At 43.8% G+C, this 24078-nt stretch carries 25 protein-coding genes; 12 read left to right on the top strand and 13 right to left on the bottom strand.

What is annotated here, in order from left to right:
- Positions 1 to 67 precede the first annotated feature (67 nt).
- Together AB4323_RS12470 and AB4323_RS12465 are read left to right on the top strand one after the other, a co-directional pair.
- Entirely contained in the window at positions 68 to 802 is a 735-nt protein-coding gene (locus tag AB4323_RS12470; protein WP_372152585.1) for a pseudouridine synthase, read from the top strand.
- A 36-nt stretch (positions 803 to 838) separates the two neighbouring features.
- A complete protein-coding gene (locus AB4323_RS12465) occupies positions 839 to 1801 on the top strand; it encodes a D-2-hydroxyacid dehydrogenase (protein WP_372135493.1) in 963 nt (320 codons plus the stop codon).
- A 90-nt stretch (positions 1802 to 1891) separates the two neighbouring features.
- Here AB4323_RS12465 and AB4323_RS12460 read toward each other — a convergent pair whose 3' ends face one another.
- The 4 genes from AB4323_RS12460 to argR form a co-directional block, all read right to left on the bottom strand.
- Positions 1892 to 2329 (bottom strand): universal stress protein, encoded by a 438-nt coding sequence (locus AB4323_RS12460; protein ID WP_372101041.1) that lies wholly within the window; start codon positions 2327 to 2329, stop codon positions 1892 to 1894.
- Positions 2330 to 2433: 104 nt separating this feature from the next.
- Complete coding sequence (locus tag AB4323_RS12455; RefSeq protein WP_372073158.1) at positions 2434 to 5013, bottom strand: TRAP transporter permease; 2580 nt, start codon at positions 5011 to 5013, stop codon at positions 2434 to 2436.
- Positions 5014 to 5267: 254 nt separating this feature from the next.
- Positions 5268 to 6236 (bottom strand): TAXI family TRAP transporter solute-binding subunit, encoded by a 969-nt coding sequence (locus tag AB4323_RS12450; protein ID WP_017061374.1) that lies wholly within the window; start codon positions 6234 to 6236, stop codon positions 5268 to 5270.
- A 342-nt stretch (positions 6237 to 6578) separates the two neighbouring features.
- Positions 6579 to 7049, bottom strand: a complete 471-nt coding sequence (argR, locus tag AB4323_RS12445; protein ID WP_004740827.1) for a transcriptional regulator ArgR — start codon at positions 7047 to 7049, stop codon at positions 6579 to 6581.
- 332 nt (positions 7050 to 7381) lie between these two features.
- Here argR and mdh point away from each other — a divergent pair, with 332 nt between their 5' ends.
- Together mdh and AB4323_RS12435 are read left to right on the top strand one after the other, a co-directional pair.
- Entirely contained in the window at positions 7382 to 8317 is a 936-nt protein-coding gene (gene mdh, locus AB4323_RS12440; protein WP_009847834.1) for a malate dehydrogenase, read from the top strand.
- A gap of 124 nt (positions 8318 to 8441) precedes the next feature.
- Positions 8442 to 8633 (top strand): hypothetical protein, encoded by a 192-nt coding sequence (locus tag AB4323_RS12435; protein WP_017061375.1) that lies wholly within the window; start codon positions 8442 to 8444, stop codon positions 8631 to 8633.
- Positions 8634 to 8736: 103 nt separating this feature from the next.
- On the opposite strand, the gene ispB is transcribed toward AB4323_RS12435, so the two are convergent.
- On the bottom strand, positions 8737 to 9708 hold the full coding sequence (ispB, locus tag AB4323_RS12430; protein WP_017061376.1) for an octaprenyl diphosphate synthase: 972 nt from the start codon (positions 9706 to 9708) through the stop codon (positions 8737 to 8739).
- A 268-nt stretch (positions 9709 to 9976) separates the two neighbouring features.
- Here ispB and rplU point away from each other — a divergent pair, with 268 nt between their 5' ends.
- The 6 genes from rplU to folA all read left to right on the top strand — a co-directional run bounded on the left by rplU (position 9977) and on the right by folA (position 13982).
- Positions 9977 to 10288, top strand: a complete 312-nt coding sequence (gene rplU, locus AB4323_RS12425; RefSeq protein WP_004740823.1) for a 50S ribosomal protein L21 — start codon at positions 9977 to 9979, stop codon at positions 10286 to 10288.
- A gap of 19 nt (positions 10289 to 10307) precedes the next feature.
- Positions 10308 to 10565: a 50S ribosomal protein L27 gene (gene rpmA, locus AB4323_RS12420; RefSeq protein ID WP_004735905.1), complete on the top strand. Its 258-nt coding sequence runs from the start codon at positions 10308 to 10310 to the stop codon at positions 10563 to 10565.
- Between the two features lie 323 nt (positions 10566 to 10888).
- The gene (cgtA, locus tag AB4323_RS12415) at positions 10889 to 12061 is read left to right on the top strand and encodes an Obg family GTPase CgtA (protein ID WP_017061377.1); all 1173 of its coding nucleotides are present in this window, start codon (positions 10889 to 10891) and stop codon (positions 12059 to 12061) included.
- Positions 12062 to 12225: 164 nt separating this feature from the next.
- A complete protein-coding gene (locus AB4323_RS12410; protein WP_372152582.1) occupies positions 12226 to 12993 on the top strand; it encodes a threonine/serine exporter family protein in 768 nt (255 codons plus the stop codon).
- A complete protein-coding gene (locus tag AB4323_RS12405) occupies positions 12993 to 13466 on the top strand; it encodes a threonine/serine exporter family protein (RefSeq protein ID WP_017062945.1) in 474 nt (157 codons plus the stop codon). Before AB4323_RS12410 ends, AB4323_RS12405 begins: the two co-directional genes overlap by 1 nt.
- 36 nt (positions 13467 to 13502) lie before the next feature.
- Positions 13503 to 13982 carry a type 3 dihydrofolate reductase gene (gene folA, locus AB4323_RS12400; RefSeq protein ID WP_017062944.1) on the top strand — a complete coding sequence of 160 codons (480 nt, stop codon included), beginning with the start codon at positions 13503 to 13505 and terminating at the stop codon, positions 13980 to 13982.
- Between the two features lie 74 nt (positions 13983 to 14056).
- Here folA and AB4323_RS12395 read toward each other — a convergent pair whose 3' ends face one another.
- From AB4323_RS12395 to lptD, 6 genes are all read right to left on the bottom strand, one after another.
- Positions 14057 to 14860: a symmetrical bis(5'-nucleosyl)-tetraphosphatase gene (locus AB4323_RS12395; protein ID WP_372152580.1), complete on the bottom strand. Its 804-nt coding sequence runs from the start codon at positions 14858 to 14860 to the stop codon at positions 14057 to 14059.
- Between the two features lie 29 nt (positions 14861 to 14889).
- Positions 14890 to 15270 (bottom strand): Co2+/Mg2+ efflux protein ApaG, encoded by a 381-nt coding sequence (gene apaG, locus AB4323_RS12390; protein ID WP_004735899.1) that lies wholly within the window; start codon positions 15268 to 15270, stop codon positions 14890 to 14892.
- An 88-nt stretch (positions 15271 to 15358) separates the two neighbouring features.
- The gene (rsmA, locus tag AB4323_RS12385) at positions 15359 to 16174 is read right to left on the bottom strand and encodes a 16S rRNA (adenine(1518)-N(6)/adenine(1519)-N(6))-dimethyltransferase RsmA (RefSeq protein ID WP_017062942.1); all 816 of its coding nucleotides are present in this window, start codon (positions 16172 to 16174) and stop codon (positions 15359 to 15361) included.
- Entirely contained in the window at positions 16171 to 17163 is a 993-nt protein-coding gene (gene pdxA / locus AB4323_RS12380) for a 4-hydroxythreonine-4-phosphate dehydrogenase PdxA (protein ID WP_372152578.1), read from the bottom strand. The genes rsmA and pdxA overlap by 4 nt, the downstream gene beginning before the upstream one ends.
- Positions 17150 to 18448: a peptidylprolyl isomerase SurA gene (surA, locus tag AB4323_RS12375; protein WP_372101339.1), complete on the bottom strand. Its 1299-nt coding sequence runs from the start codon at positions 18446 to 18448 to the stop codon at positions 17150 to 17152. The genes pdxA and surA overlap by 14 nt, the downstream gene beginning before the upstream one ends.
- 43 nt (positions 18449 to 18491) lie before the next feature.
- Positions 18492 to 20831, bottom strand: coding sequence for an LPS assembly protein LptD (lptD, locus tag AB4323_RS12370; RefSeq protein ID WP_102398247.1), 2340 nt, complete (start codon positions 20829 to 20831; stop codon positions 18492 to 18494).
- Between the two features lie 149 nt (positions 20832 to 20980).
- Between lptD and djlA the strand changes: the two genes are divergently transcribed.
- A complete protein-coding gene (djlA, locus tag AB4323_RS12365) occupies positions 20981 to 21835 on the top strand; it encodes a co-chaperone DjlA (protein WP_017061385.1) in 855 nt (284 codons plus the stop codon).
- Between the two features lie 57 nt (positions 21836 to 21892).
- Positions 21893 to 22438, top strand: a complete 546-nt coding sequence (locus AB4323_RS12360; RefSeq protein WP_372152575.1) for a DUF924 family protein — start codon at positions 21893 to 21895, stop codon at positions 22436 to 22438.
- Positions 22439 to 22533: 95 nt separating this feature from the next.
- Here the strand turns inward: AB4323_RS12360 and AB4323_RS12355 are convergent, their stop codons facing one another.
- Together AB4323_RS12355 and leuD are read right to left on the bottom strand one after the other, a co-directional pair.
- Entirely contained in the window at positions 22534 to 23316 is a 783-nt protein-coding gene (locus AB4323_RS12355) for a DUF547 domain-containing protein (RefSeq protein ID WP_137001752.1), read from the bottom strand.
- A 156-nt stretch (positions 23317 to 23472) separates the two neighbouring features.
- Positions 23473 to 24075, bottom strand: coding sequence for a 3-isopropylmalate dehydratase small subunit (leuD, locus tag AB4323_RS12350; protein WP_017062937.1), 603 nt, complete (start codon positions 24073 to 24075; stop codon positions 23473 to 23475).
- Between the last annotated feature and the right edge of the window lie 3 nt (positions 24076 to 24078).

Here is a 24078-nt window from a genome sequence, read left to right as displayed (position 1 = left end):
CTTTAATTGTATTTTTTAATAAACAACTTGACCATAAATTATTATTTAACAGTAACTAGAGGCTAGAATGGCGTTAGAACATTACGCACCACCGCGTGACCCCTGGATTGATATTGTGTATCAAGATGACGATATTCTTGTGGTGAATAAACCTGCTGGCTTACTTTCAGTTCCTGGGAGGTTACCAGAGCATTACGACAGTATGTGGAGTCGCCTAGTCGTGGATTTTTCAGATATTCAGGTGGTGCATCGCTTGGATATGTCGACCTCAGGCTTGATGCTGCTCGCTAAACACAAACAAGCTGAGCGTCATTTGAAGAAGCAGTTTCAATATCGACTGACACACAAACTCTATTACGCCCGAGTATGGGGTTCAGTAGAAGAAGCAGAAGGTTTGATTGACCTCCCTCTTATTTGCGATTGGCCAAACCGGCCGAAGCAAAAAGTGTGTTTCGAGGATGGTAAATCATCACAGACTCGTTATGTGGTAGAACAGCAAGAACTCCAAACGACTTTACTTAAGTTACTGCCAATTACCGGGCGTTCTCACCAATTGAGAGTGCATTGCATGGAAATAGGCGCACCGATTGTGGGCGATGAGTTTTACGCAACATCAGAAGCATTTGAATACAGTGATAGGTTGGCTTTGCATGCGTGTGAGCTGAGCTTTTATCATCCAGCCAATGATCAGTTGTTTAAAGCCTTTGTTCCGTGTGAGTTTTACCCTCAAGCATCACCGCAAATTGAACAGCACTTTGAAATTGCGCTTGAGCTTCCAGACTACAGTAAGCTAAAAGCTTAGAATGGACTGATTCATAGATCTAACCAAGGAAGAAGAATGCCAACGCTGAATGTTGTGTTTCTCGATAGAGCGACTATCCCATCTCAAATTCATTTAAAGCCTCTGAGCTTTGAGCATGAATGGGTAGAGTATGATTTCACAGCTCCTGAGCAAGTATCAGAGCGAGTTGAAGAAGCTGATGTGGTGATCACTAACAAGGTAGTGCTCAATGAGTCGAATCTCGCTGGTGCGAAAAAACTCAAGTTGATCGCGGTTTCAGCGACCGGTGTCAATAATGTCGATGTGGAATACTGCAAATCTAAAAACATTGCAGTGACAAACGTACAAGGTTATGCGACTCAATCGGTTCCTGAACATGTGATTGCTATGCTGTTTACGCTAAAACGAAACCTTGTTGGTTATCATCAAGACATTGAAGTCGGGGAGTGGCAAAAGGACAAGCAGTTCTGTTTTTTTACACATCCGATTCAAGATATTGCAGGCAGCACATTGGGCTTAATCGGTAGTGGCAGCTTAGGCCAAGCGACTGCGATACTGGCTAAAGCGATAGGTATGAAGGTGATTTTTGCTGAGCGAAAAGGGGCGGAGTCTTGTCGAGAGGGGTATCTGCCTTTTGATACAGTGTTGCAGCAAGCCGATGCGATCAGCTTGCATTGTCCATTGACTGAAGCGACCCGTAATCTGATTTCACAGCGAGAGCTAGCAATGATGAAACCAAGTGCGGTGTTAATTAATGCTGGCCGTGGTGGGCTTGTCGATGAACAAGCTTTGGTTGAAGCTTTGAAAGGTAATGAGATCGCAGGTGCGGGCATGGACGTGTTTACACAAGAGCCTGCAGACAACTCGAACCCATTACTGGCTAACAGTCATTTGCCAAATTTACTATTAACGCCACATGTGGCGTGGGGCAGTGATAGCTCAATTCAAAAGCTGTCTGATATCTTGATAGATAACATTGATGCCTTTGCTTCAGGTAAGCCGCAGAATCTTGTCAGTTAATTCACAGTAAGCAGTTATACGCTCAGCTTCAGACATAAAAAAGGTTGGCTTTGAGCCAACCTTTTTAGATCGTTGTGTCGATTAAGTGATTTAGCCTTGCGGCTTAACTACCAATACATTGATTGGTGAGTTCTGTACCACTTTGCTTGCAACAGAACCAAGCACAACTTTGTCGATTTTCGAACGCTTATGGCTAGGCATCACGATAAGGTCAGCGCCCAGTTTTTCTGCGTAATCTAGAATCGTTGTGTAAGTCTTGCCTTCGGCAACGTGAACTTTATACACCACTTCATCGTCAATGTGCTTGTCAGCAAACTCTTTGAGCTGATTTTTCACATCAAGCTTCATTTGGTTCGCTGCATCTTTCGGGAAGTAAGACGCCACCATCGACATGTGAATGCCTGGTAGGACGTTCAGAATGTGGACTTCAGCATTGCTGTGTTTCGCGTGCCATACCGCCAGTTCGACTGCCTTATCAGAAAAGCCTTTGTCATTAAGATCAACAGGAACAAGGATTTGTTTATACATGTATTCGTCTCTTTTTAATCAGCGCTAAGCTTTCACTTAGCACTGTAATTATCCTTTCCATGTAATAAAGCCAAATAGCGCTAAGCACTACTCAGCCTTATCCATTACGCGCTAATCTCATCCTTACGAGCACGTCTTCTTTGGTTCATCGCTAAACCAATCAAAATGATCAGAGCTGGTAAGAATACCCACTCTTTCATTGGTCGATCTGCATCTTGGATAACGGATTTGATTTCCCAATCGAAATCAATACCAGCCGCTTCTGCTGGGCTACCGAACTCAACCATATCAACAATCATCTTGCCTTCTGATTCAGTCAGCATTAGACCCATAGAGGCAATACGATCTTCACTTGAGGTCGCAGAATCTTCAAACGGCAGGCGAACTGTCTTTTCAGAATAGTCACCTTCTAAGTTTTCGCCACCCACTCTAAGTTCAAGTGATTGTCCCACATCCAGCTTTTCCGTGATTTGAGCAATCTCAACTCCAGGTGAAAGAACTTTCTCTGGGTAAATCATGTCCCACCAGAAGCCAGGGCGGAAGAAAGTGAAGGTTAATGCAATAAGCAGCACCGTTTCCCACCACTTGTTCTTGGTGAACCACCAACCTTGTGTTGCAGCTGCGAAGATAAGTACCGCAGTCACAGATGAGAAAATCGTTAGTGCTAAGTGCCACCAAGAATCAATGCCCATCAGTAGTAGTTGAGTATTGAAGATGAACATGAAAGGTAGAATTGCGGTACGGATATCATAGGTGAAGCCTTGGATACCAGTACGAATCGGATCTGATTTCGCAATTGCCGCTGCTGCAAACGCCGCGAGACCTACCGGAGGTGTATCATCCGCAAGAATACCGAAGTAGAACACGAATAAGTGAACCGCAATCAATGGAATGATCAAGCCGTGCGCAGCGCCTAGGGTCACGATTACCGGAGCCATCAGCGTTGATACAACGATGTAGTTCGCCGTTGTTGGCAAGCCCATACCTAAGATCAAGCTGATTACTGCAGTGAATAGCAACATAAGAATGATGCTACCGCCTGAGATAAACTCAACGAAGTCCGTCATTACTAGACCGATACCCGTTAGAGTCACCACGCCTACAACCGTACCTGCAGCCGCTGTCGCGACACCGATACCAATCATGTTACGTGCGCCTGAAACCAAGCTCTCTGCGAGATCAACGAAGCCAGCTTTAGTTTGCTCTGCAAGATCGTCTGATTTGTTCATCAGAGTCATTAACGGACGCTGAGTGATCAGAATGAAGATCATGAACACGGTCGCCCAGAATGCCGACAGACCTGGAGAGAAACGCTCTACAGTCAGACACCAAACAAGTACTACGATAGGCAGTAGGAAGTGCAAACCAGATTTAATCGTTGGCCCCGGATCCGGAACTTCTTTTAGATCAGCATCGATTTCCATGCCGCCTTCAGCTGCGTATTTTGCAGATACGCGAACCAGAGCAACATAAGCGATCAATAGCGCCACAGTTACGATTGGTGTTGCCGCATCGCCAAATACATCTTTCGTCCAACCCACACCGTAGTAAACCGCGGCGCTGATGACACACAGACCTAAAATGGTACCCGTGAAAGACAGTAAGCTTTGTACGATAGTTGGTGTGTGGCGACGAGGTAGGCCAGTCATACCTGCTTTACATGCTTCTAGATGAACAATGTAAATCAGAGCGATGTAAGAGATCAGAGCGGGCAGTAGCGCGGCTTTGATTACTTCTACATACGAAATGCCCACATACTCAACCATCAAGAAGGCTGCTGCACCCATGATAGGTGGTGTTAATTGACCATTGGTTGAAGCCGCGACTTCTACCGCACCGGCTTTTGTGCCCGGGAAACCAACACGCTTCATTAGCGGGATAGTAAAGGTACCCGTGGTTACCACGTTCGCGATAGATGAACCTGATACCAAACCAGACAGACCTGATGCGACAACGGCTGCTTTCGCTGGGCCGCCTTTCATGTGACCAAGCAGTGAGAATGCAACTTTAATAAAGTAAGCACCGGCGCCAGCACGTTCTAGCATTGCACCAAACAGTACAAACAAGAATACGAATGACGTTGATACGCCAAGTGCCACACCGAATACACCTTCAGTTGTTAGCCACAGATGCGACATTGCCTTGTTCAGGCTCGCACCTTTGTGGGCAATAACGTCCGGCATGTGAGGGCCGCCAAAGGTATAAAGTAGGAATACTGCTGCCACAACCATAAGAGGTGGACCCAAAGCGCGTCGTGTTGCTTCAAGCAGTAAAACCATACCGAATACAGCCGCAACAATATCGAATGTTGTTGGTGCGCCCGATCGCTCAGCGAGTTCAGTATAGAAAATATAGATATAAGAAGCTGAAAAGCTACCTACAAGCGCTAATATCCAATCGACTGCGGGGATGCGATCCCTAGGCGAATTCTTCATGGCTGGATAAGCGGTAAAGGCTAGGAAAATAGCAAACGTAAGGTGAATTGCTCGAGCTTCAGTGTCGTTTAAAATTGCGAAGTTAAAAATGAACGGCAGCGGAGATGCATACCAAAGTTGGAACAGTGACCAACATAGAGGCACAAACCATAAAATACGGCCTTGGATACCACGAGGGCTACGCGCACCAGTATCTGATTGTGCCACCATTTCTTGCACATCTGGAGACGGTGATGTTGTCTGCGTCATGTACTTTATCCTTATTATTGATGGTCTGCCTTTCTTACGAACAACGAGACATTATTTCTTTCCTATCTAGTGTAGTGAATGGATAGGGAAATGCGTTTTTTGCTCGTCTTTGTCTTAGGCTTGATACGAAGGTAAGTCCGCCAAATTGGAGAAACTTAAAGGGCTGTTCTTTTCACTTAAATTATTTTTATAAAACGTGAAAAGCCAATAAGGAGGGCTAGCCTCCTTATTGGTGTAGTAGGCTTAAAGTAGAGTTACTTTAGAAGGCCCACTTCTTTGTAGTATTTTGCTGCGCCTGGGTGAAGAGGGATAGAGATACCCGCTTTAACCATGTCTTCTTTTTTCAGGTTAGCAAATGCTGGGTGTAGGCGTTTGAAAGTGTCAAAGTTTTCAAATACTGCCTTAGCAACGTTGTATGCAACTTCTTCAGAAACGTCTGAAGTTGTTACCATAGTAGCTGCAACACCGAAGCTGTTTACGTCAGCGTCAGTACCACGGTACATACCAGCAGGAACTGTGCTGTAAGCGTAGTATGGGTTTTCAGCTACGATCTTGTCGATCTGTGGACCTGTTGCTGAAACCAGTTTTGCATCACAAGACGTTGTTGCTTCTTTGATTGATCCGTTCGGGTGACCAACCATGTAGATGAATGCATCAATCTTGTTATCACAAAGTGCTTGTGAACGCTCAGAACCTTTAAGTTCAGAAGCAAGCTTGAAGCTGTCGTTAGTCCAGCCCATAGCGTCCATTACAACACCCATCGTTGCACGGTCACCAGAACCTGGGTTACCAATGTTTACACGCTTACCTGCTAGGTCAGACACATTGTTGATGCCAGCATCAGTACGAGCGATGATGTTGAACGGTTCTGTATGTAGAGAGAACATCGCGCGAAGTTTCTTGTATTCGCCCTGATCTTTGAACTTACTTGTACCGTTGTAGCCGTGGTATTGCCAGTCCGATTGAACAACACCGAAATCTAGTTCACCAGCACGGATGGTGTTAACGTTGTAGATTGAACCACCAGTAGACTCTACAGAACAACGAATGTTGTGGTCTTTGCGGCCCTTGTTCACTAGCTTACAAATCGCACCACCAGTTGGGTAGTAAACACCCGTAACTGAACCAGTACCAATCGTGATGAACTCTTGAGCGTTAACAGCGCCAGCGCCCATTACAGCAGCTGCAATAGCACCAACTTTAATAAGTTTGGTAAATGCCATGAATTTCCCTTCCTTTATTCATTATTAACCCTGAAACAAGTGTAGTTGCTTCAGGAGTTTCCTATTTGGAAACGGCACCTTTTTCAATCCATGTGATGAAAAAGTGGCTGAATAATATCAAAAATTGGCAGAAAATTACTCGAATGTTAAAAGATATAGCTAAAAAATCTAACAAATGATGTCTTGATCTCGTGTTTGATTTGCTACTGAGTTTTTTAAAATCAATGGTTTAGTGTGATTTTGGAAGGGAGGTATGGATATTCTAGGATGTGATTTGGATCACGAAGCAAATAGATACTCGTGATCCATTAATAAGGCTGATAGTTATGAAACAGCGATCAATTATCCTGCGTATTCAAACAGTTCACACACTGAATCAAACAGTTGCTTAGTGGTAACCGATAACGTTGGGGTAATGAAGATAGTATCATCACCTGCGACTACGCCCAGTATACCTTCCGACTTACCTAGTGAGTCTAATAAACGAGCAATCAGCTGCGCCGCACCAGGACCTGTGTGTATCACCACCAATGCATTGTTGTGGTCAATATCTAGTACTAATTCTCTTAGAGAGCTAGAAACGGTCGGAACACCTAGCTCAGCAGGAAGACAGTAAACCATCTCCATTTTTGCGTTACGAGTTCGAACGGCACCAAACTTGGTTAACATACGCGAGACTTTAGACTGGTTGATGCTTTCAAAACCTTCGTGTTTTAGAGCATCAACAATTTCGCCTTGTGAGCCAAAACGTTCTTCTTTTAGTAAGGCTTTAAATGCACGAACTAAGTTGTCTTGCTTTTCTGTATTGCGCATATGTCATTCTTATTCATTAACAAAGATGTTTGCATATTCTCGCATACATATTCAATTTTAGCCAAAACATCCCTGTAATTTGTTAGTCATATCACTGTAAATATTTAATAGAATAATGTGTTATTTGCGACGACTTATTTTGTTATTTCAGTCGATTATCGCCATAATGCGAACTTGCTGTGTAGCACGGTTTTATTGACTTGCGCGAAGTCGCAAAGCTAGCGTTAATTGATTGTAATCACTTTGTGATTAATATAGTTTTTTAACTTAGATTTAGCTCAAGAATTACCCTACAAAGAATCTATAAGAGAAAGCTCTCAAGGAGAATAACAATGAAAGTAGCTGTTATTGGTGCCGCTGGTGGCATCGGTCAAGCCCTAGCCCTACTACTTAAGAACCGCCTACCTGCTGGTTCAGATCTTGCACTTTACGACATCGCTCCGGTAACACCGGGTGTTGCTGCCGATCTTAGCCATATCCCAACGCCTGTTTCGATCAAAGGTTACGCGGGTGAAGATCCAACACCAGCACTAGAAGGTGCGGATGTTGTACTTATTTCAGCGGGTGTTGCTCGTAAGCCTGGTATGGATCGTGCGGATCTTTTCAATGTGAACGCTGGCATTGTTAAGTCTCTTGCAGAGAAAATCGCAGTTACTTGTCCGACTGCTTGTGTTGGTATCATTACTAACCCAGTAAACACAACAGTGCCAATCGCGGCTGAAGTACTGAAGAAAGCGGGCGTTTACGACAAGCGTCGTCTATTCGGTATTACGACTCTTGATGTGATTCGTTCTGAAACGTTCGTTGCTGAACTAAAAGACAAAGATCCAGGCGACATCCGTGTTCCTGTTATCGGTGGTCACTCAGGCGTAACGATTCTTCCTCTACTTTCTCAAGTTGAAGGCGTAGAGTTCACTGATGAAGAAATTGCAGCGCTAACGACTCGCATCCAAAATGCAGGTACTGAAGTAGTAGAAGCTAAAGCTGGCGGCGGCAGTGCGACACTGTCTATGGGTCAAGCGGCTTGTCGTTTCGGTCTTGCACTAGTTAAAGCACTTCAAGGTGAAGAAAACGTGATTGAATGTGCATACGTTGAAGGTGAAGGCGAGCACGCTCCATTCTTCGCACAGCCAGTTAAACTAGGCAAAGAGGGCGCTGAAGCGATCCTTAGCTACGGTGAGCTAAGTGACTTCGAACGTAACGCTTTAGATAGCATGCTTGAAACGCTAAATGGTGACATCGAGATTGGTGTTGAATTCGCTAAATAAGCGAAACGCTATTTAACTCAGACTTAAGCTAATTAATAAGGGCCGGTCATTATGATCGGCTTTTTTGATCCTGAAGTTCAAGCTACTCGTATTTAGCTTTACAATTAATGTGAAGGTAAATGTTATGGCTACTGTTCAGAAGGGTATGAATGTCGAATATTTGGGGCACTTAGGAAAAGTATTGGTAATTGATGAGCAAGAGCAGTACGCGCTAGTAGAGACTTACAACGGGCATGAGCAGTACGCGGTGCCAATGGAAGAGCTTGAAGAGATTGAAGCACAACTGCCGTTATCATTAGAAGCCAGTCGATATTGAATTTGGCTCACCTACAAATATTTGTTGAAAACCAAAAAAAAGAGCCCTGAGGCTCTTTTTGTTATTTATATAGAAGCTAGAAGCGAGTTGTCTATTAACCTGCTTACTTACTGCGTTTAACAGCTAAGTGTGCGAGCGTGGTTAGCGCTTGCTTATATTCTGAGTCAGGAAGTACAGAAAGCTCAGCGATGGCTTTATCGGCCTCTTCGTAGGCTTTATTTGTTGTGTACTCTAAAGAGCCTGTCTCTTTCATTACAGCCATAATATCGTCAAGACGTTCCATGCCGTTCGCTTTCTCAATCGCTTCACGAATCATGCTTGCTTGTTCAGGAGAGCCATTATGCATTGCGTAAAGTAGAGGCAGTGTTGGTTTGCCTTCGGCTAGATCGTCACCAACGTTTTTACCCATCTCTTTACCATCTGCAGTGTAATCCATCACATCGTCAATCAGTTGGAAAGCGGTGCCTAGGTATTTACCATAGTTCTGCATTGCTGTTTCGATCTCTGGTGATGACTCAGTAAGAATCGCACCGATTTGGGTCGCAGCTTCGAACAAACGAGCAGTCTTAGAGTAGATCACCTGCATGTAGCTTTCTTCTGTGGTGTCTGGGTTATTGCAGTTCATTAATTGTTGAACTTCACCCTCGGCAATCACGTTTACCGCTTCACTCATTAGCTCAAGGATCTTTAAAGATCCTAGCGTTGTCATCATTTGGAATGAGCGTGTGTAGATAAAGTCACCCACCAAAACGCTAGCGGCATTACCAAAAGCGGCATTGGCCGTCGCTTTACCGCGTCTCATGTCTGATTCATCGACAACATCGTCGTGAAGCAGGGTTGCGGTGTGAATAAACTCGATAAAGGCTGCAGAGGTGATATGAGCTTCACCTTGATATCCAAGTGCGCGAGCAGATAAAAGAGCAAGCAAAGGGCGTAGGCGTTTGCCACCACCGCTAACGATATAAAAACCAAGCTGGTTGATTAAACTTACGTCAGAATTAAGTTGGGCTTGAATTGTTTCATTCACTTTTGCCATATCATTGGCAGTAAGCGTTTGGATAGCTTTAAAATCCATTGTTCATCCGGCTGAAGTTAGACCCTGTAAGGCTTATACGTTGTATTTAATTGTTGAATAATACACTAAAAAACGTTGATTAATACATCGCTAAAGGGCATGATTGCCGCACTTTTCTTTGGCGAACAGGTTTTCGCCAATTTTTTAAAAATATGGCTTGTCATAGCGCCATGATTCCCGTAGAATCTGCGCCCTATTGATTAGTTTAGCGCACACCCGAGTTGTACAATTAACAACCATAGGCTGTGCGGAAAAAGCGGAGTAAAATATGTACGCTGTTTTCCAATCTGGTGGCAAACAACACCGAGTAAGCGAAGGTCAAACACTTCGTTTAGAGAAATTAGACGTTGAAACTGGTGCAACTGTTGAATTTGATAAAGTTCTTCTTGTTGCTAACGGCGAAGAAATCGCTGTTGGTGCACCTCTTGTTGAAGGTGGCAAGGTTACTGCAGAAGTAGTACAACACGGTCGTGGCGATAAAGTAAAAATCGTTAAGTTCCGTCGTCGTAAGCACTCGCGTAAGCAAGCTGGTCACCGTCAGTGGTTCACTGAAGTGAAAATCACTGGCATTAACGCTTAAGTATTAGGAGAGTTTAACAATGGCACATAAAAAAGCTGGCGGTTCTACTAATAACGGCCGCGATTCAGAAAGCAAACGTCTTGGTGTTAAGCGTTTTGGTGGTGAATCTGTTCTTGCAGGTAACATCATCGTTCGTCAACGTGGTACTAAGTTCCACGCTGGCACAAACGTTGGCATCGGTAAAGACCACACTCTTTTCGCTCTTACTGAAGGTAAAGTGAAATTTGCTGTTAAAGGTCCTAAAAACCGTAAGTTTGTAAGCATCGAAGCTGAGTAATTTAATCTTTAACTAGATTATTTTATTAGCTTTCAAGCTGAATTCAAAAGCCCTGCCGATTCGGCAGGGTTTTTTATTTATAGCAAGAATAAAAAAGCAGACGCTCTTGTTTTGGTTTTGAGAAGCCGTTTTATTTTTTGATAAACAGATTAGTTTTTAAGAAGCCGTTTGTTTTTAAGAAATAAGAAGCAAAGAACCTCTCCTTATTTGTTCCTTGGTTGCAGGTCGGCCTAGATCTTAGGTGATCGATCTAAACACGGATCTGCTAGAATTTATATCACTCCTTGATGAGTGGTAACGCAACGTAAGTGCGGAGTTAAAAAATGAAATTCGTTGATGAAGCGGTAGTAAAAATAGAAGCCGGTGATGGCGGTAATGGTACAGTTAGCTTTTGGCGCGAAAAATTCGTCGCTAAAGGTGGTCCTGATGGCGGTGACGGTGGTGACGGCGGTGATGTTTACATCCAAGCGGATGAGAACTTAAACACACTGATCGATTACCGTTTCCAACGTTTTTACAATGCAGAGCGTGGCGAGAATGGTCGCGGCGGTAACTGTACTGGTAAACGTGGTAAAGACATTACGCTGAAAGTACCAGTTGGTACGCGTGCAGTTGATATCCACACCAACGAAATCGTTGCTGAAGTTGCTGAACACGGCAAGAAAGTAATGGTTGGTAAAGGTGGTTGGCACGGTCTTGGTAACACGCGTTTTAAATCGTCTGTTAACCGCGCTCCTCGTCAAAAGACAATGGGTACTAAAGGCGAAGTTCGTGAACTGCGTTTAGAGCTTCTTTTATTAGCTGACGTTGGTATGCTTGGCCTACCAAACGCAGGTAAATCTACTTTTATTCGTTCAGTATCTGCTGCGAAACCAAAAGTGGCTGATTACCCGTTCACTACTTTGATCCCAAGCTTGGGTGTGGTAAGTGTTGTCCCTGAAAAGAGCTTCGTTGTTGCCGATATCCCAGGACTAATCGAAGGCGCAGCTGATGGCGCTGGCCTTGGTATCCGATTCCTTAAGCACCTTGAGCGTTGTCGTGTTCTTCTGCATATGATCGACATTATGCCGATCGATCAATCTGATCCTATTCAGAATGCACTAACGATCATCGATGAGCTTGAGCAATACAGTGAAAAAGTTTCACAAAAACCTCGCTGGTTAGTGTTCAATAAAGTTGACCTAATGCCAGAAGACGAAGCAGACGAAAAGATTCAAGAAATCATCGATGCTTTGGGCTGGGAAGGCGAGTACTTCAAGATCTCTGCTGTGAATAAAATCGGCACCAAAGATCTTTGCTTCAAACTAGGTGAGTTTATGGAAAACCTACCTCGTGAAGTTGTAGAAGTTGAAGAAGAAGAAAAAGTAGACTTTATGTGGGATGACTACCATAAAGATGCGATGAGCGGTAAGAATGTCGTTACTGAAGATGACGACGATTGGGACGATTGGGATGACGAAGAGGATGACGGCCATGTTATCTATGTTCGTGACTAATCCTCTTAGTTTCTCATAACGCATCGGTCGCTTCTTACAAGTACACTGATAGTTTTATTAAACCGCAATGAAAATTGCGGTTTTTTTGTATCTAAATCATGACGTCTTACTGTTTTTTATGCAAAATTTATCTTTAGATAATTAACGCCTATGGGAAGGAAATCATGGCATCAAAGCAAAGAGCGATCTCAAGACTCGTCGCTCAATCAGGACAAATGTTATTGGCGCACGGGGCAGAGAGCACACTGGTCGGCGATATCATGCGTCGCATCGGTATTGCTTGTGGGGTGAATGAGGTTGAAGTCGCACTGTCAGCCAATGCGCTTGTTGTAACTACCGTAATGGATGATCACTGTATTACCACTACTCGAAGTTGTGCTGATCGTGGCATTAACATGCAGGTTATCACCGACATTCAACGCATTTGCATCATGATGGAGAAGGGAATTCTCGATTATGATTTGGCGTATAAAAAGATTCAAAACATCAGCCCCGAGCGCTACAACCGTTGGTTAGTGGTTGTGATGATAGGGTTGTCGTGCGCCTCTTTTAGCCACCTTGCGGGCGGAGACTGGCAAGTCTTCATGATGACTTTTATTGCTTCAGCTTGCGGTATGATCGTCAGGCAAGAGATTGGGCACTGCCATTTCAATCCGCTATTAAACTTTGCTATCACAGCATTCGTTACCACGACCATTTCAGCTCAAGCCGTACTTTACAATATTGGCGGCCAACCCACGATCGTGATGGCTTCATCTGTATTAATGTTAGTACCTGGTTTTCCTCTGATTAACTCCGTCGCTGATATGCTTAAAGGCCATATTAATATGGGGTTAGCGCGCTTTACCATGGCCAGCTTATTAACTCTGGCGACGAGCTTGGGCATTGTCGCGGCGATGAGTCTATCAGATGTTTGGGGGTGGGCAAGCTAATGAGTATTTTCGAACTGTTTTTAGGTCTGCTCAACGATATGTTTTTCGCCGCTATTCCTGCGGTTGGGTTTGCATTGGTGTTTAACGTTCCGCAACGTGCTTTAATTTATTGTGCACTCGGTGGTTCTATCGGTCATGGTAGCCGGTATCTGATGATGCACTTTGGTATTCCAATCGAATGGGCGACGTTCTTCGCCGCAACCGTGGTTGGTATGATAGGGGTTCATTGGTCACATAAACTGTTAGCACATCCGAAGGTGTTTACGGTTGCAGCTCTAATTCCTATGGTGCCAGGTGTGTTCGCCTTCAAGGCGATGATTGCGATGGTGGAGATTAACAGGGCAGGCTACACGCCTGAGTTGTTGGCAATGTTGATGGAGAACTTTTTAAAATCGATGTTCATTATCGCAGGGTTGGCGGTTGGCTTAGCTGTGCCAGGGCTGTTATTCTATCGCCGTAGACCTATCGTTTAGCGTTAATTTTCTTTTTAGGGACAGGACTTTCGATTTATGATCATCAGCATGATAGCGGCAATGGCAAACAACCGTATAATTGGTAAAGACAATCAGATGCCTTGGCATTTACCTGCGGATTTTGCATGGTTTAAACGCTCGACTATGGGTAAACCAGTCGTGATGGGACGTAAGACCTACGATTCTATTGGACGCCCTTTGCCGGGTCGGTTGAATGTCGTAATCAGCCGTGATGAGAGTTTAAAGATTGAAGGTGTAACGACGGTAACTTCTATTGAACAGGCTCTAGAGCTACTCAGTGATGTTGAAGAGGTGATGATCATTGGTGGCGGCTCTATTTATGAGAGCTGCTTACCTAAAGCGGACAAGTTGTATCTGACTTACATCGATTTCGCCGTCGATGGAGATACACAATTTCCTGACTGGGGTGAAGGTTGGAAGCAGAGCTTTAACGAGAGCTATCAAGCTGACGAGAAAAACAAACACAACATGGAGTTTGTGATTCTCGAGCGTTAACTGTGGTTATCAATAGCAAGTCTCTGAAAAATGCTTGCGTTACCCTACCAAGGTAGCGCAAGTTTCTCGTATCTTTATAGCGCTTTCTGAGTGAAAAACTGTTTATCTTCCCAGCGAAGAATTGTCAATTCACCTCCCCAGACGCATCCAGTATCAAGTCCAATTACGTCTTTTCCGTTATAGCCTTCAAGCGCAGCCCAGTGTCCAAAAACAACGGTTTTATCGAGCTTTATGCGTTGCGGAAGGTCAAACCATGGCACTAATGGTTCATCGGTAATCTCATTCGGTGGTAGCTTACATGCCATGTCGAGACGGCCATCTTCAAAACAGAAACGCATTCTTGTCAGGCTATTGATCGCATAGCGATAGCGCTCAATATCATGTAAATCCTGATGCCATACATCAGGCGCGTTGCTGTACATGTTTTCGATTAGCCATTGCCATTTATCGGACTTTAACAAGGATACGATCTCTCGATTTTCAACACGTGCTCTTTCTAGATTCCACTGCGGTGAGATACCCGCATGGCACATCACGAACTCTGGGTGTTCTTGAAGCAAAGGCTGTTGTCTTAACCATTCGATTAGCAGTTCACGATCTTCAGCATCAAGAATCGCTTGAGTCTTATCTTTTGGTTTCGCTGGAAATAGTCCTAAGGACACCGCCAGAAGATGTAAGTCGTGGTTGCCTAATACAACCTTAGCTGCGTCACCAAGGTTACGAATAAAGCGTAACGCCTCCAATGATTTAGGGCCTCGAGCAACTAAGTCTCCGGCGACCCATAAAGTATCTTGGTGTTTATCAAAGTTAATTTTTTCAAGTAGTCCTTGAAGTTCGTCGAAGCACCCTTGGATGTCTCCGACAATGTAATTCGACACAATAATTTCCTGTAGATACGGATGTACGGCTAATTAAGAATATTAGGGATTGCGAGTCTGAATGGGTCAACTTCGGTAATAAAATCAATGCCCTTGTTATCGGTCATCACATAGTGACCTTGCATAACGCCAACAGGGGTTTCGATGACCGTACCACTTGTGTAGGTGTACTCGTCGTTGGCTTCAATCACGGGTTGTTGGCCAACTACACCATCACCCTCAATGGTGAGCTGCTTGCCGTTAGAGTCGGTAATTAACCAGCGGCGAGACATAAGTTGCACCGTTGTTTTACTTAGATTTTTGATGGTAATAATGTAGGCGAAGACATAACGATTCTTCGTTGGCTCAGATTGTTCTTCTATGTACTTAGAGTGAACCTGGCATTTGATACAAGGCGTAGATATATCCATATTCGCACCTTTTGTTGTTGATATACTTAATGTAATTAAAGTATTACATAAAAAAGGCTCCTAACCGAAGTGTAGGAGCCTTTTTTATTTATTTGTCAGCGTTATGACTGTCGTACAACCAGTTTGCCATGTCGACAAACTGCTCGAGCGTTAAGTTCTCAGGACGCATGCTTGGGTTGATACCTAGCTCTTCAAGCACTTCCTTATCGATTAAGCTCTTGTAGCAGTTACGAACTGTTTTACGACGTTGGTTAAAGCCTTCACGACAGACGCGATCTAGCCATTTCAGATCTTTTGCCGGATAAGGCAGCACTTCGTATGGCTGTAGGCGCACGACTGCTGAGTCTACTTTCGGTGGCGGAACGAAGGCCGTTGGTGGAACTTCTAACACAGGCGTTACTTTACAGTAGTATTGAGCCATTACAGTAAGACGACCGTAAGCTTTACTGCCAGGGCCAGCAGCTAGACGGTTAACCACTTCTTTTTGAAGCATAAAGTGCATGTCTTGCACGTCTTTATGGAATTCAAAAAGGTGGAACATCAATGGTGTAGAGATGTTATATGGCAAGTTACCAAAGATGCGTAGCTTATTGTTTGGCTTAACCAGTTCTTGGAAATCGAACTTCATCGCATCGCCTTCACGGATCGTTAGCTTGTCCGCAAGATCTGGATGGTTACGAAGACGTTCTGCAAGGTCTCTATCCAATTCGATAACAGTAAATTTATCGACAAGCTTACCCACAGGCTCAGTAATTGCGCCTAGACCAGGACCGATCTCTACCAAGTTTTGACCTGGTAGTGGGTTAATACTCGATACGATGCCATCAATAATGTATGGATCGTTAAGGAAGTTTTGACCAAAACGTTTACGCGCTTTGTGCCCTAAGTGGACATCATTTCTCATTGCTTTTTCTCTACTAATTCAATGGCGTGCGTGAGCGCTGTTCTAAAGCTCCCTGTATCGGCTTGGCCTTTCCCTGCCAAGTCTAAGGCGGTACCGTGGTCGACTGATGTGCGAATAAACGGTAAGCCAAGCGTGATGTTCACTGAGCGACCAAACCCTTTGTATTTCAATACCGGGAGTACTTGGTCGTGATACATACCTAAAACAGCATCTGCATTTTGCAAATATTTTTCATTAAAGATGGTGTCTGCTGGCAATGGGCCAACTAAATTGATGCCATCTTTTTGGCGAATTTTTTCTAGCGTCGGGGTGATAGTTTCAATCTCTTCACGCCCTAAACAACCATCTTCACCAGCATGTGGATTCAAGCCACACACATAGATAGTTGGTTTCTCAATAGCAAATTTTTCAACCAAGTCTTTATTTAGCATAGCAATAATTTGCTCTAATCTGTCTTCGGTCACAGCTTGAGATACATAAGCTAGTGGGATGTGCGTTGTTACTAGCGCAACACGCAGCCCTTCAGTTGCCAACATCATCACCACCAGTGGTGTATTGGACTTCTCTGCAAAGAACTCGGTATGGCCGCTAAAAGCAACGCCAGCTCGGTTAATTACACCCTTGTGAACGGGGCCGGTGACAATAGCATCAAATTCATCATTCATACAGCCAATTGCTGCGGTTTCTAAAGTATTTAATACGTAATGACCATTAGCCTCATTGAGTTGACCTGCAACTGCCGTTTCAGCAAGTGGAACGTGTTTCACTACCAGTGTGCCAGCGCGTTGCGGTTGCTTAGCTGCATTTGCATCGTAGTCCAGAAGATCGACTTCGATACCAAGAATTTTAGCTCGCTCGGATAGCAGTGTTTTATCAGCACAAACCACGAGTTGATGAGGCCAACTTTCTTGAGATAGAGCCAAAGTTAAATCTGGGCCTATCCCTGCTGGTTCACCTGCGGTTATGACAATACGTTTAGTTGTTGTCATCTTGGTCGTCCTCAACCATCTCAACAAAGGCACTTGCTCTTACTTCTTGTAGCCAAGCACCAGCTTCTTCGTTGAATTTACGGTTAAATAGAATTTGGTAAGCTTTGTTTTTCAAAGCTGAATCGGTACGGTCGACTTCGCGACGGTCTAGTACTTCAACAATGTGCCAACCGTGTACGGTTTTGAATGGCGCACTGATTTTGCCTTCTGGTAGCGTTTCTACTTGGTGTTTGAATTCTGGTACATACAAATCTGGTGTTTGGTAGCCTAGCTCACCATCTTGTACTGCAGAACCTGGATCTTGGCTGTATTGCTGTGCAAGGTCGCCAAAGCTCGCTTCACCTGTGTTTACGCGGCGCGTGATCTCTTCAAGTTGTTCTTTCGCGCCATCGTCACTCAAGATTACGGTTGGCTTAATCAAGATATGACGAGCATTCACTTCCGTTACTGCTACGGTTTCTAAGCCTTTCACATCTTCAATTTTTAGAATGTGGAAACCTACACCGCTACGGAAAGGACCGATGATGCTGCCTTTATTTTGCATTTTGATCTGGTCAGCAAAAATGGTTGGCATCTCTTCTTTACGCATCCAACCCCAATCACCACCTTGCAGCGCTTTAGGACCCTTAGAGTAAGTATATGCCATGGTGCTGAAATCTTTGCCTGAGTTCAGTTCTTCAACCAGTTCAGTAGCTTGAGCTTCTAACTCTTCTTTGGTTTGGTCATCATTGAAGCGAAGTTGAATGTGTCCAATCTTGTATTGAACGGTTGCGTTAGTCTCTTGCGCTAAGATATCCGCTAGGTTATCGACCTCTGCAGGAAGGATGTTAATACGACGGCGAACTAGAGCATTGCGAGCCTCACTTGCCGCAATTTCTTTTCTTACTTGCTCTCGAAATGCATTGTAGCTAAGGCCTTCTTCAGCAACCGATGCGGTAAGTTGTTCTACCGTTTGGTTGTTGTCTTTAGCGATACCTTCAATTGCTTGATCAAGTCGAGCATCATCAATACGAACACCGATACGTTCTGCTTCTTGAGTTTGAATAGTATCGATGATCAGTTTTTCTAGTACTTGCTCATTGAGCACATCTTGCGATGGCAGTGTTTGACCGTTTTTTTTTGCGTTGGCACGCAGTGTCTTCATCGAAGCATCGATGTCGCTTTGTAAGATAACGCCTTCGTTAACGATAACTTTTACGCTGTCTAGCTCAACCGGTGCTGCAAAGCTTGTTGATAAAGTACAAGTCGCTGCAATAGCAATTAATGTGCGTTTCCACAATGTCATGTGTAATCCTTTAAATTTACTGATTTCTTATCAGTAAAGAAAATTAGTTGTTTAAGAAGAATGGGCGACCGTAGCTCAATGAGTTATCAGAACTGCTATCCCCAACAGCGCCTGAATCAGAGCCTAAGTTAGTACCAAAGCCGATAATACCGAAATTCACACCAAAGTTATTTTCATATTCAGGCGTGACATTTGGATCACTAATGTTATTTGTCAGCTGGTTACTATACGTAAATCCGATATACCAACAATCCGATTTATAGTTCAAGCGAGCCAACCATTCTAGATTTTCTTGTGTGGTTAAATCATAGAAATATTGAGCACTGGCATTCCACTTCCGCGAAATCTGGTAAGCACCAAGTAAGCCTGCTTGTGAGATACCATCTCTAGTTATTGAACCAACATTTATACTTTCGCCTACATTATCCTCAATATATTCTTCTGTAACGTAGCGGTAGTTGGTTTGTATATAGCCGCCGGCAAAACGGTACTCAATGGTACTGTTAGCAAGTTGCATCGAAGATGAATCAATGTCGTATTGCACACCGCCATGGTAGAAAAGGTAATCATCGTAGTTGAAGTCCATTTCAATAGCCCAAGATGAATAATTAGTTTTGTCAGCGGAGTCTTCGTTGCCTAAAGTTTGCTTTGTATCTTTATCAAAATAGAAAATTTGACCAAAAGATATGTTTAAGCGCTCTCGGTACTCATCATCAAAAAAGCGAGATGATGCGCCATAGCTAATTTGATTTGCTGACGCAATGCGGTCTACACCACTGTATTTGCGGCTTCTGAATAAGCCATAGTAATCAGTCTGTAGTAGTGTTGTATCGTAAAGACCAATTTCGCTTTGATCTTCTTCTGGCACGTAAAGGTACTGAACTTGAGGTTCGAGTGTTTGAGTGTAATTACCTACAATTTTTGTATCACGTTCAAGAACGATACCTGCGTGGCTTCTAAACTCTGGAATAACTCGACTTACTGATTCTTCCAAGCCTTCATAATCAGAGCCTGCGCCGGTATCAACGCCATCAAGGTCTTGTTGATAGTAAGTACCAAGTAGTCGAGCTTCTGTTGTCCAAGTACCCCAAGTGTTACCTACTGGGATTGTAATACCAGGTTCAACGTGAACACGAGTGGCTGATGGTTTGCCTGATGCGTCGGTATCGAACATTGATATATGACTGATTAAGTCAAAATCTAGGTAATCCATTACCTCTGGAGCATAGTAGTTATACTCGAGTTGTGGCATTAGACGATAAGGCAAGTTATTGCTGGTGGTAAGAACTTGGAAGTCTCGAACAAGTACAGACGCATCCCAATTTTGAGAACGGTATGTTGCTTGCCCTTCTTGAAGCAGTTGTCCATCTTCACGGTTACCGATATTTGAGCTCATGTCCGAAAAGTAGTCAATATCACTGACTTTAGAGTAATCAATTTCGAATAACCAAGATTGTTGGAATATTCCTGAATGTTCTAGTTGGAAACCCCAACGATCGCCTAGATCAGTGTACTTTTGATCGTCTGGTAAATATTCAGACTCGATACTACCGGAACCAAAATCGCTTAAATATCTGAATTTACTGTTGAGTTGAGTGCCACGCTCTTGCATGTACTTGAAGGTAGTTTCCAAATCGTAGTCTGGTGCTAAGTTCCAATAAACAGGAATTTCAGCTTCAAAACCATCGCTTGAACCATACGAAACTGTTGGGTACAAGAAACCGGTTTTACGTGTATCACCCACCGGTACTGTTAAGTAAGGTAAGTAAAAGACGGGAACACTTTGGATTTCAAAACGTGGATTATAAAAAGTGGCTTGTTCTTCGTCTTGGTCGACACTGATGCTCGATGCTCTTAGACGCCAAGCATTATCGCCGATAGGGCAAGAGGTAATGGAGCCATCTTCAATCTCATAAACCGCTTTACCTGTTTTTGCTATATAAACAGCATCTCCGCGACCGGGCTCGCAAAGGAATTCGTAATCGGTGTTCTCAAGCGTCATTTCATCTGTAGTCAGATTATTGGTCGCTCTGTCTGAGGTAGATTTGATTTGACCATCACTAAAGTTTACGTTGCCTTCAGCTACAACGATATTTTCTTGTTGGTGCAGGGTTACGTTATCTGCAAGGATGGTCTTGTTCCCTTGCGTAACGACTACGTCACCTGAGTATATTGCCTTGTCACCATTGATAGCTTCTAAGCGATCTGACTCAACATGAGCGGGTAGCTGTGTCTCGTTTTCTGCAGCGGGCTCGATCAAGCATTGATCTATAGAGGGCATTTCCTGCACACTACTATCGGTGATTGTTTCAGCTTGAGTTGTCGACACGTATAACGCCGTACTTATAGACGCGGCTAACAAGGTGCGGGAAAAAGATTGCATGAAGTTGAACTATCCTGTGTCACTAGATGAAGGGTTGATCTAGTATCAATCCAATTAATAAAGCATTTTCCTTATGATAAAGGAAATAATAGCATTCAGCATCATCAGACAGCATTACTCAGATAAAATTCATAGATAGAGAACACATAATGCAAATATTTGGCAAAATTTTGGGCGCGTTTTTTGGCTTTTTATTTGGAGGGCCACTCGGTTTAGTTTTTGGTCTGTTTTTAGGACACCAATTCGATAAAGCTCGCGGATTGAACCAATCAGGCTTCAATAGCTCTGGTTTTGGTCGAGGTCCAAGCCAAGCAGAAAGACAGAACGAGTTTTTTAAATCCGCTTTTGCGGTTATGGGGCACGTTGCTAAAGCGAAAGGGCAGGTAACGCCAGAAGAGATTCAACTCGCTTCTACCATGATGGAGCGTATGAACCTGCATGGCGAACAGCGTAAAGCAGCGCAAGATGCATTCCGTGACGGCAAAGAGAGCGACTTCCCTCTGAACGACGTACTTGAGCGAGTTAAAATCTCATCGGGTGGTCGTTTTGATCTTCTGCAGTTCTTTCTAGAGCTTCAGGTATCTGCCGCATTTGCGGATGGAAGTTTGCACCCGAGTGAACGTCAAGTTCTGCATAAAATAGCGCAAGGGCTTGGGTTTTCGGCAGCACAACTAGAACGCCGCTTGCAGATGCAAGAAGCTGCGTTCCGTTTCCAACAGCAAGGTGGAAGCTTTGGTGGCCATCAGGGTCATGGGCAATCATCAGGTTGGCAACAGGCTTCGCAACAGAACCAACTTGGCGACGCATATAAGGTTCTTGGTGTGAGTGAAAGTGCTGACGGTAAAGAGGTGAAGAAAGCCTACCGCAAGCTGATGAATGAACATCACCCAGATAAACTGATGGCGAAGGGCTTACCGCCTGAGATGATGAATGTTGCGAAAGAGAAATCGCAAGAAATTCAGAATGCTTATGACCTGATAAAGAAAGTAAAAGGTTTTAAGTAATTGAACACTAAACTGAGTAATAACAAAGTTACTCGGTTTTTTATTAAAGGGAATTATATGACGGTAACGTATCAGGATGTTCTAGAGTTTTGGTTCGATGAGTTGACGCCTAAAGATTGGTTTACTGGCGGCGCCGAGATTGACACTTTGATAGAGTCTCGATTTTCTGAATTGCATAAAGCAGCCATTCAAGGCGAGCTATTTGAGTGGCGCCAAACTGCGCAAGGACGATTGGCTGAGATTATCGTACTTGATCAGTTTTCTCGAAATATTGGTAGAAAAAGTCCGACAGCATTTTCTGCTGATCCGATGGCGTTGGCTCTAGCCCAAGAGGCGGTAGCGGGTGGTTTTGATCACCAGCTTAACGAGCAACAGAAAAGCTTCCTGTATATGCCTTATATGCACAGTGAATCTTTGTTAGTCCATGAACAAGCCGTGGAACTCTTTTCTCAAACGGGATTAGAGCATAATCTGGACTTTGAGTTTAAGCACAAGGTTATCATTGAGCGACTTGGTCGCTATCCGCACCGTAATGAGGTGTTAGGGCGAGCTTCGACTCCCGAAGAGATTGAGTTCTTGCAGCAACCGAGCTCAAGCTTTTAATTGTAGAAATACGGTCAAAGAATTGAGAAGAGGCTAGAGGTTAATAAAAACCTCTCGCCTCTTTTTTACTTTAGTGATCAACTTTAGCCTTAGAGCTAGTTTGCTTGGTTGAGCGACCAATCGTATTCATAACTGATGTTTTGAGTATTGGTTACTGCTTCAATTCGATATTGTTCTAAGTGCTGAATAAGCTGTTTCTTCGTACCAAAATCCACAGCAAACCATTCGTAAATCGATGATAGTTGAAGCTTATTGTTTGTAACCATCACGCCTTTGTCACTGCTTACAAACTCAGTTGCAGCTTGCTCTAGCAAGGCTTCAGTATTTTTAGAGGTAAAAGCGTCAGGTTGTAAGTTAGGGCAACCTAGGCTGGCACAGTTCACTGCATAATGCGTGCGAGGATCTTGCCAAATTGGTCTTAGGATTCGGTGTTCAATGTCATTGAGTGTCAGTGATTTCCCATTAACGACTACCACATCATCTCCCCACGGACCGAAACTAAATAGTCCGCCAAGTTTAGTTATGGATTTGATCGGGTAGGCATCAAGAATCAAATCGACAGTCACGGCGTTGTATAGGTTAACCCAATAGGCATACTGCTCCGCTTTTGAATAGTCGAGCGGATTCACCTGTTCGAGTTGCTTGATGTATTGTTTAAGCTTTGTTTTATCGGCGGTGTTCACTGCTTTATAGCGAACTAACGTATTTTGCCCCTGTTTAACCAAGTAGCTATCGAGGAATTGCTGCCAATCTTGATGAGATACCTGTTCTAGTTTGGTTTCGTCGCTTTGGTTCCAGTATGGCCAAAGATCGGACTTAGGCGCAGACCAAGCTAAGGTTGAGAAAAGTAGGCTGACAATAAAAAGTAGTTGTTTCATGGCATTCTCCTGATGACTGACTACTAAGACCTTAAGGCTTACCATTTTCTTTCATTGCTCTTCATTTAAATAAACATATGAAGTTAAGTTAAAAGCTTAGCCAAATAAAAAAGGTTGGCACTTGGCCAACCTTTAGATTTATTCAGAAACGTCTCATTATTTTAGGAAGCTAGGAATCTTAGCTTCAAACTCTGAGATCTTATCGGCATGTTGAAGTGTAAGGCCGATATTATCTAAACCATTCAGTAAGCAGTGACGACGGAACTCATCAATTTCAAACGAGTACTCTTTGCCGTTCGCGCTGACTTTCATTGCTTCTAGATCAACCGTAATTTCTGCACCTTCATTCGCTTCAACGAATTGGAATAGCTCATCCACTTCTTGCTCAGTCAATCGAACTGGCACCATTTGGTTGTTGATCGAGTTACCGTAGAAAATGTCGGCAAAGCTTGGTGCGATCATTACTTGGATACCGTAATCGGCAAGCGCCCACGGTGCGTGTTCACGAGATGAACCACAACCGAAGTTTTCACGAGCTAAAAGAATTGAAGCGCCTTGGTAGCGAGCTTCGTTCATTACAAAATCAGGGTTTGGCTGTTGGCCTGCATCGTCTAGGAAGCGCCAATCGTGGAACAAGTGCTTACCAAAACCGATGCGGTTTACTTTCTGTAGAAACTGCTTTGGAATGATCGCATCAGTATCGATGTTGGCCGTATCTAGAGGAACGACTAATCCGGTGTGTTGTTGAAAACCTGACATGTT

Origin of the sequence: Vibrio sp. 10N.261.52.C11, from assembly GCF_041471405.1 — a bacterium.
GTDB lineage: Bacteria > Pseudomonadota > Gammaproteobacteria > Enterobacterales > Vibrionaceae > Vibrio > Vibrio crassostreae_C.
Note: the sequence above shows the minus strand (reverse complement) of the source record. Positions and strands in the feature narration are given on the sequence as shown.